This is a genomic window from Herbaspirillum sp. NPDC087042 (assembly GCF_044745245.1).
In the GTDB taxonomy this organism is placed as follows: domain Bacteria; phylum Pseudomonadota; class Gammaproteobacteria; order Burkholderiales; family Burkholderiaceae_D; genus Herbaspirillum.
Genome location: NZ_JBIUZW010000024.1, coordinates 32,650 through 40,498 on the forward strand (window position 1 = coordinate 32,650; position 7,849 = coordinate 40,498).

The 7,849-nt window shown below is 64.1% G+C and carries 8 protein-coding genes; 6 read left to right on the plus strand and 2 right to left on the minus strand.

The genetic code is table 11. The features are described 5' to 3' along the window. Nucleotides 1-15: 15 nt before the first annotated feature. The gene (locus ACIPHN_RS24060; protein ID WP_400441212.1) at nt 16-549 is read right to left on the minus strand and encodes a carboxymuconolactone decarboxylase family protein; all 534 of its coding nucleotides are present in this window, start codon (nt 547-549) and stop codon (nt 16-18) included. A gap of 150 nt (nt 550-699) precedes the next feature. On the opposite strand from ACIPHN_RS24060, the gene ACIPHN_RS24065 reads away from it, so the two are divergent. Next, entirely contained in the window at nt 700-1,713 is a 1,014-nt protein-coding gene (locus tag ACIPHN_RS24065; protein ID WP_400441215.1) for a cupin domain-containing protein, read from the plus strand. Here the strand turns inward: ACIPHN_RS24065 and ACIPHN_RS24070 are convergent. Further along, entirely contained in the window at nt 1,662-2,126 is a 465-nt protein-coding gene (locus tag ACIPHN_RS24070; RefSeq protein ID WP_198985247.1) for an Lrp/AsnC ligand binding domain-containing protein, read from the minus strand. The genes ACIPHN_RS24065 and ACIPHN_RS24070 overlap by 52 nt on opposite strands. A 367-nt stretch (nt 2,127-2,493) precedes the next feature. Between ACIPHN_RS24070 and ACIPHN_RS24075 the strand changes: the two genes are divergently transcribed. The 5 genes from ACIPHN_RS24075 to ACIPHN_RS24095 form a co-directional block, all read left to right on the plus strand. After that, nucleotides 2,494-3,630: a branched-chain amino acid ABC transporter substrate-binding protein gene (locus ACIPHN_RS24075; RefSeq protein WP_400441218.1), complete on the plus strand. Its 1,137-nt coding sequence runs from the start codon at nt 2,494-2,496 to the stop codon at nt 3,628-3,630. A gap of 229 nt (nt 3,631-3,859) precedes the next feature. Next, nucleotides 3,860-4,870, plus strand: coding sequence for a trans-3-hydroxy-L-proline dehydratase (lhpH, locus tag ACIPHN_RS24080; protein ID WP_400441221.1), 1,011 nt, complete (start codon nt 3,860-3,862; stop codon nt 4,868-4,870). A 25-nt stretch (nt 4,871-4,895) separates the two neighbouring features. Beyond that, complete coding sequence (locus ACIPHN_RS24085) at nt 4,896-5,834, plus strand: delta(1)-pyrroline-2-carboxylate reductase family protein (RefSeq protein ID WP_400441224.1); 939 nt, start codon at nt 4,896-4,898, stop codon at nt 5,832-5,834. A 127-nt stretch (nt 5,835-5,961) separates the two neighbouring features. Further along, entirely contained in the window at nt 5,962-6,891 is a 930-nt protein-coding gene (locus ACIPHN_RS24090; RefSeq protein ID WP_400441227.1) for a branched-chain amino acid ABC transporter permease, read from the plus strand. Nucleotides 6,892-6,929: 38 nt separating this feature from the next. After that, a partial coding sequence (locus ACIPHN_RS24095; RefSeq protein WP_400441230.1) for an ABC transporter ATP-binding protein occupies nt 6,930-7,849 on the plus strand: 920 nt, incomplete at its 3' end.

The following is a 7,849-nucleotide window of genomic DNA, read 5'->3' on the forward strand; positions in this document are numbered from 1 at the left end:
TGCGGCAAGGCCGCATCACGGGGCCGGCGGGAAGTCCAGCACGGTGTCGTTGACGCGGTTGAAGAGGTTGGTGAAGGTGATCGCGGTCACGGCCAGCAGGGTGTCGACGATCTGGGCATCGCTGTACAGTGCCTGGACGCGCGCCACCACAGCGGCATCGACCGTGCCACGGGTGCCTGCCAGCAGACGGGCGAAATCGGCCAGCACGTCCAGTCTGTCGTCGCCGGAGGCCTGGCCGTGACGCACACCCTGTATCGCCTCGGCCGACAGTCCGACCTTCTTGGCCATCAGCGAGTGGGCCGCCAGGCAGTAGTCGCAGCCGGCCTGTTCGCTCACGGCCAGCTTGATGGCCTCGATTTCCCTGGCCGACAGGCTGCTCTTGCGCAGCGCGCCGTCGAGGTGCAGCACCGATTCCAGCGCAAGCGGGCTCAGGCTGCCGATGCCGGCATAGGCATTGGGCACCATGCCCACGGCCGACTTGATGGCGGCAAACAGTTGGGCGGCCTGGCCGGTGGCTTCAGCAACGGGGGTAGTGGCAAGACGGGGCATGACAGTTCTCCTGAAAGAGGTGGGGCGCGGGCAGGGGCAGGATTGCCGGGGTGCCGTGTTGCGCATGGATCTACTGTAGGCCACCAGCGTGAAATGATGAATGCCTTAAAATGACTTTAAATTGCTCAAAAAGCTCATTCAAGGAAAGCCATGGATGCCCTCAGCCGCCTTCTCTCCCTGCACCCGGTGCGCGCCGGCCTGGACATACGCTGCCGTTTCGGCCAGCCCTGGAACTTGCCACATCCGGCCCTGCCTGAGGGCGTGGCGCCCTATCACTTCATCCTCGAAGGGACGGCGCAATTGCAGCTGCCCCAGGGCGAGCCCATGAGCTTGCACGCCGGCGATCTGGTGGTGCTCCTGCGCGGTGCCGCCCACGCGCTCTTCATCGCCCCCGCCGCCGATGCCGTCGAGGTGCGCCAGGGCGTCAGCGCAGCCCCCGTGCGATTGCACGTCAATGATGACCAGGCTGGCGGCGCCAGGCCGCTGTCCGATTTCCTGTGTGGACAATTCCATTTCGACGCCCCGCATGCCGGTGCCCTGCTGCAGGCGCTGCCCGAGGTACTGCTGGTGCGTGGTGCCGCGCTGCCTGATGCCGATGGTTTGCGCATGCTGGCGACCTTGCTGCGCAACGAATGCGGTGGCGTCGATGGTCGGGAAGAACCGCGCGCTGGCGCCCAGGCCGTGGTGAGCGGTCTGGCAGCGGCCTTGTTTGGCCTGGCCTTGCGCGCTTGGCTGGCCCAGGGTGGGCCGCAGCCGGGCTTGCTGGCCCTGCTGGCGCATCCGGTCTTGCAGGGCGCGTTGCAGGCCATGCTGGAGGCCCTGCACGAAGACTGGTCGCTGCCGCGCCTGGCGGCGCTCTGCCACATGTCGCGCGCCACCTTCGTGCGGCGCTTCCAGGAGGTGGGCGGCGCCACGCCGGCCGAGGTCTTGCAGCAACTGCGCATGGCCCAGGCCGCGCGGCTTTTGAGCTACAGCAAGATGGCCACGGCGCAGATCGGGGAAGCTGTGGGTTACCAGTCCGAAGCCGCCTTCAACCGCGTGTTCAAGAAATTCAGCGGGACGGGGCCGGGGGCTTATCGACGCAAGATGCGGGCAGCCCAGGAAGGGGAGGATCAGCGAATAGGCAGGCGGATGGTGTTCTTCACCTCTTCCATCACGGCATAGGTATGGGTCTCGCGCACGCCCTTGAGCTGCAGCAGCGACTTGCCCAGGAATTCGCGATAGGCGTTCATGTCCTTGACCCGCGACTTGACCAGGTAGTCGAAGCCGCCGGCGACCATGTGGCACTCCATGATCTCGGGGATGCTCTGCACGCTCTTCTTGAATTCGGCGAAGACGTCCGGCGTGGTGCGGTCCAGCACCACCTCGATGAAGACCAGCAGGGACACATCCAGCAACTCGGGATTCAACTGCGCCGCATAGCCCAGGATATAGCCCGCCTCCTGCAGCTTGCGGACCCGTTCCAGGCAAGCCGCCGGAGAGAGGTTCACGCGGGCCGCCAGGTCGACGTTGCTAATGCGACCATCATTTTGCAGTTCGGTCAGAATTTTCTTGCTGATCTTGTCGAGCACGGCCATGGTTTCTGAACTTTATTCAGTTAAAAAAATTTACAGTGAATTTAATTCTGATTATAAAGGCAATAAACGCGCCTAATATCAGGAAAGAGTCAATAGAATCCTCCCTCATAAAAACATAACGTAATGCGGGCATGATGCGCCAACCATGGTGCATCTGCGCGGATGACAGCAGCATCTCCGGCAACTTTTGTGAGTTTTTGTTTTGCCAGGCATGAGCGGCCACCGACGAGGTGGCGGCAAGTACGGCATCGACGGACCGTGTCGCCGTTTTCCACAAGGAAACGGTTGGCGCAAATCCTGCTTTTCCAGCGTTTTCAATGCAATTACCCAACCGCAGTCTGACTTTCTAGAAGAGAGGAAACACCCCATGTTCAAGCGCGTCTCCGGACTCAACATCATCGCCGCCTCGCTGGCGCTGATCCCCGCCTTCGCCATGGCGCAGGAAACCCAGGTCGTCAAGATCGGTTTCTCCAGCCCGCTGACTGGCCCGCAGGCGTCGGCCGGCAAGGACAACCAGGGCGGCCTGATGATGGCCGTCGAGCGTCTGAATGCGCAACCCATCACCGTGGGCGGCAAGAAGATCAAGTTCGAAGTCATCGCCGAAGATGACCAGGCCGACCCGAAGTCGGGCGTGGCCGCGGCACAGAAGCTGGCTGACCAGGGCATCAAGGCCATCGTCGGTCCCTACAACTCGGGCGTGACCATCCCCGCTTCGCGCGTCTACAACGATGCCGGCATCGTGGTGGCCACCGTGGCGTCCAACCCCAAGATCACCCAGCAAGGTTTCGCCACCCTGTTCCGCGTCGCAGCCAGCGACAGCCAGCTGGGCGGCAAGATGGCCCTGTACGCTGCCAAGGAACTGAAGTTCAAGCGCGTGGCCGTGATCGATGACCGCACCGCCTACGGCCAGGGTCTGGCCGAGGAATTCGCCAAGCTCGCCAAGGCCAACGGCATCGAAGTGGTCAGCAAGGACTTCACCAACGACAAGGCCACCGACTTCACCGCCATCCTGACCTCGATCAAGGGCAAGAAGCCCGACGCCGTGTTCCTGGGTGGTTACGCTCCGCAAGGCGGCCCGATCAAGCGCCAGATGAAGCAGCTGGGCATCGACGTGCCCCTGATGGGCGGCGACGGTATCTGCTCGCCGGAAATGGGCCGCCTGGGTGGCGACGCCATCGGTGAATCGGTCTACTGTACCCAAGGCGGCACCATGCTGGACAAGGCCAAGGAAGGCAAGGTCTTCTCCGACGACTACCAGAAGAAGTACGGCCGTCCTGCCGAAACCTACGCGGTCTCCTTCTATGACGGCATGATGCTGATCGCCCAGGCCATGAAGCAGGCCAACTCGGTCGAGCCCAAGGCCTTCGGTCCGGCCCTGGCCAAGATCAGCTACAAGGGCGTGGCCGGTCAGTATGACTTCGACGCCAACCACGACCTGAAGCAGTCGCCCGTGACGGTCTATCGCTTCAAGGATGGCCTGCCGGTCCCGCTGACCAGCTACTGATCGCGGATCGCCGATCGCTGATCGGCCACCCGCATCGGCCTGGGGTTGCGCGCACTGCCTGCCAGTGCGCGCCCCCGGCCTCCTGCTCCCGTTCTATCCTGTCGTACATCGCTTCCCGCCGGCCCTGGCCGACCGGGGAGCATTCGTCGCATGCGTGCTGCTGGCAGCCGCATAGCGGTGGTACCCTGTGCCCTTGGCGGCACCTGCAGCAACCCGAGGAAGGAAGTCCATGCTCAGCTACACCCGTACCGTCCAGACCATCGATGCCCACACGGGCGGCGAGCCCCTGCGCATCGTCGTCTCGGGCCTGCCCAAGATCCCCGCCGGCACCATCCTGGAACAGCGCGCCTGGCTGCGCGAGCATCGCGACGACCTGCGCCAGTTCCTCATGAACGAGCCGCGCGGCCATGCCGACATGTATGGCGCCTACCTGCTGCCGCCGGTGACGGCTGGCGCTGACTTCGGTGTCATCTTCATCCACAACGAAGGCTATAGCGACATGTGCGGCCACGGCATCATCGCCCTGGGCAAGGTGCTGGTCGAGATGGGCTACGTCGAGCGCACGCAGCCGCAGACCCGCATCTGCTTCGATGCCCCGGCCGGCTTCATCGAAGCCTTCGTCGAATGGGATGGCGTGCGTGCCGGCAAGGTCAGCTTCAACAACGTGCCCGCCTTCATCTACCAGCGCGACGTCGAAGTGGAGACACCCGGGTTTGGCAAGATCGTCGGCGACATCGTCTTCGGTGGCGCCTTCTACTACTACATCAATGCCGCCCAGGCCGGTCTCACGGTCAAGCCGGAACTGGTGCGCCAGCTGATCCAGCTGGGCGCCGAGACCAAGGCCGCGGTCATCGCCAAGGTGGCCATCGCCCATCCGCTGGAGCCCGGCCTCAATACGCTCTACGGCACCATCATCGACAGCGAACCCAATTTCCCCGGCGCCGACCAGTCCAACGTCTGCATCTTCGCCGACCGCGAAGTGGATCGTTCGCCGACCGGTACCGGTACCTCCGGCCGTGCCGCCCAGCTGTTCCTGCGCGGCCGCCTGGCGCAGGGCCAGCACTACGTCAACGGCAGCATCGTGGGCAGCAACTTCGGTGTGCGCGTGACGGCACCGACCAAGGTGGGCGAGTTCGATGGCGCGCTCACCGAGGTCAGCGGCCATGCCCATATCATGAGCACCAACCAGTGGGTGCTGGAAGACAGCGATCCCTTCCCGACCGGTTTCTTCCTGCGCTGAACGCAGCTTCGCCACCAGGATCTCCATGCACATCCTCGACCCACGACAAACCGCCCAGGCGCTGCCCTACGCCGCACTGGTGAGCGCGCTCGAACGCGCCACCCAGGAGCTGGCCAGCGGCGCCATCCGTGCGCCCGAGCGCCAGGTCGTTCCCATCGATGCGGCCAGCGTGCTGCTGGGCATGCCCGCCATCGCCGATGATCTCTCGGTGACCAAGCTCATCACCGTGCACGCCGACAACGCCCGCCACCAGTTGCCCGTGATCCAGGGCGAGGTGGTCGCCTTCGAGACCCATACCGGTCGCCGCATCGCCCTGATGGATGGCCCCACCGTCACCGGACGACGGACTGCCGCCATGAGCATGCTGGGCATTCGCACGCTGCTGCCGCGCACGCCACGCTCGGCCCTGCTGATCGGTACCGGTGCGCAGGCCGCCGCCCACGCCGATGCCCTGGTCGAGGTCTTCGGCGTGCAGCAGTTCTGGATCGCCGCACGCGATCTGGAGCGCACGCAGGCATTCTGTCGCGCACTGAGCGAACGTCATCCGCAAGCCGTGGCCAGTCCCTTGCCGGCACGAATGTTGCAAGAGGATCTGCCACATACCGATGTGGTGATTGCCATGACGACCTCGCGCACTGCCGTCATCCCGGAACACATCGCCGCCGATACGCTGGCCATCGGCGTGGGGGCCTTCAAGCCGGACATGGTGGAATTCCCGCCCGCGTTGCTGCATGCGCGTCGCATCGTGGTCGATGACCTGGACGGTGCTCATCACGAAGCCGGTGACCTGATCCAGGCCAAGGTCGACTGGTCGCGCGTGGTCGCCATCAGCGATGTGGTGGGCGGCAAGCTGGCCGCGGGCGACCTGGCCAGCGCCGGCGCGCTGCCGGTCTTCAAGACCGTGGGCCAGGCCTCCTGGGACCTGGCCGCCGCCCGCGTGATGCGAGCGACGCTGGGACTCTGACATCGACGCACCGGGCGCGAGAAGCTTCGCGCTTTTTTTGTACCTGTCTTATCTGCTGTATCTGCCTTACTTGTTTTTCATCCACATAGTCACGCTTTAAATTACGCTTCACGGGAGACACCGCTTCATGGACATTTTCATCCAGCAGATCATCAACGGATTGGTGCTAGGCAGCATGTACGCACTGATCGCCCTGGGTTACACGATGGTGTACGGGGTGCTGAACCTGATCAACTTCGCGCACGGCGACATCCTGATGGTGGGTGCGATGGTGGGCCTGTCACTGCTCAAAGTGGTGCAGCACGTGGCGCCGGGTCTGCCGGGCATCGTGCAACTGGTCATCGCCATCGTCGGCGCCATTCCGGTCTGTATCGTGGTGAGCCTCCTGATCGAGCGCATCGCCTATCGTCCGCTGCGCAATGCGCCGCGCCTGGCGCCGTTGATCACGGCCATCGGCGTGTCCATCCTGCTGCAGACCTTCGCCATGATGATCTGGGGCCGCAGCCCGCTGCCCTTCCCGCAGGTGATGCCGTCTGATCCGGTGCATATCGCCGGCGCCCTGATCTCGCCCACGCAGATCATGCTGCTGCTGCTGGCCGTGGCCGCCATGGTGGGCCTGGTGCTGATCGTGGAGAAGACCAAGATGGGCCGCGCCATGCGCGCCACCGCCGAGAACCCGCGCATTGCCGGCCTGATGGGCGTGGACTCCAACAAGGTCATCGTGGTGACCTTCGCCATCGGTGCCGCACTGGCGGCGATTGCCGGCGTGATGTGGGCCGCCAACTACTCCACCGCGCAATTCGCCATGGGCTTCGTGCCGGGCCTGAAGGCCTTCTCGGCCGCGGTGCTGGGTGGCATCGGCAACATCTACGGCGCCATGCTGGGTGGCATCCTGCTGGGCCTGATCGAGAGTCTGGGCGCAGGTTACATCGGTGACCTGACCGGCGACTTCCTGGGCAGCAACTACCAGGACATCTTCGCCTTCATCGTGCTCATCATCGTGCTGACCCTGCGCCCCTCCGGCATCATGGGCGAGCGCGTGGCCGATCGCGCCTGAGTCCTCCTTCCATCCCTACAGAACTACAGAGAAGACCTATGGCTCTCCTATCTTTCGACATGAAGCGCAATCCGCAGCAGGCGCGCATCAGCCTGCTGGTGCTGCTGGCGCTGACGATCGTCTTCCCCTTCATCGCCCAGCAGTTCGGCAATTCCTGGGTGCGCATCATGGATGTGGCGCTGCTCTACATCATGCTGGCCCTGGGCCTGAACGTGGTGGTGGGTTTCGCCGGCCTCCTGGACCTGGGCTACATCGCCTTCTACGCCATCGGTGCCTATACCGCGGGCCTCCTGGCTTCGCCGCAGTTCGCGGCGGTGATCGAGTCCTTCGTCAACACCTATCCGGTGGTGGGCAACTTCCTGGTGTGGCTGTGCGGCCCCGAGATCGTGCAGAACGGCATCCACTTGTCGCTGTGGCTGATCGTGCCGGTGTCGGGCCTGTTCGCGGCCATCTTCGGTGCCTTGCTGGGCGCGCCCACCCTGAAGCTGCGCGGTGACTACCTGGCCATCGTGACGCTGGGCTTCGGCGAGATCATTCGCATCTTCATGAACAACCTCAACGCCCCGGTGAACATCACCAACGGTCCGCAGGGCATCAACCTGATCGACCCGATCAAGGTGTTCGGCGTGTCGCTGGCCGGTGAACCCGGTTCGGGCTCGATGGTGAAGGTGTTCGGCCTGAGCACGCCCTCGGTCAATGCCTATTACTTCCTGTTCCTGCTGCTGTGCATCGGCGTGATCTTCTTCTCGGTGCGCCTGCAGGACTCGCGCCTGGGCCGCGCCTGGGTCGCCATCCGCGAGGATGAGATCGCCGCCAAGGCGATGGGCATCAATACCCGCAACATCAAGCTGCTGGCCTTCGCCATGGGCGCGTCCTTCGGTGGCGTGTCCGGTGCCATGTTCGGTGCCTTCCAGGGCTTCGTCTCGCCGGAGTCGTTCTCGCTGACCGAATCCATCGC

Excerpts from the sequence above, each read along its gene's own strand:
- lhpH (WP_400441221.1), top strand. The coding sequence starts at position 3,860 with ATGCTCAGCTACACCCGTACCGTCCAGACCATCGATGCCCACACGGGC.
- ACIPHN_RS24065 (WP_400441215.1), top strand. The coding sequence starts at position 700 with ATGGATGCCCTCAGCCGCCTTCTCTCCCTGCACCCGGTGCGCGCCGGC.
- ACIPHN_RS24075 (WP_400441218.1), top strand. The coding sequence starts at position 2,494 with ATGTTCAAGCGCGTCTCCGGACTCAACATCATCGCCGCCTCGCTGGCG.
- ACIPHN_RS24090 (WP_400441227.1), top strand. The coding sequence starts at position 5,962 with ATGGACATTTTCATCCAGCAGATCATCAACGGATTGGTGCTAGGCAGC.
- ACIPHN_RS24085 (WP_400441224.1), top strand. The coding sequence starts at position 4,896 with ATGCACATCCTCGACCCACGACAAACCGCCCAGGCGCTGCCCTACGCC.
- ACIPHN_RS24060 (WP_400441212.1), bottom strand. The coding sequence starts at position 549 with ATGCCCCGTCTTGCCACTACCCCCGTTGCTGAAGCCACCGGCCAGGCC.
- ACIPHN_RS24070 (WP_198985247.1), bottom strand. The coding sequence starts at position 2,126 with ATGGCCGTGCTCGACAAGATCAGCAAGAAAATTCTGACCGAACTGCAA.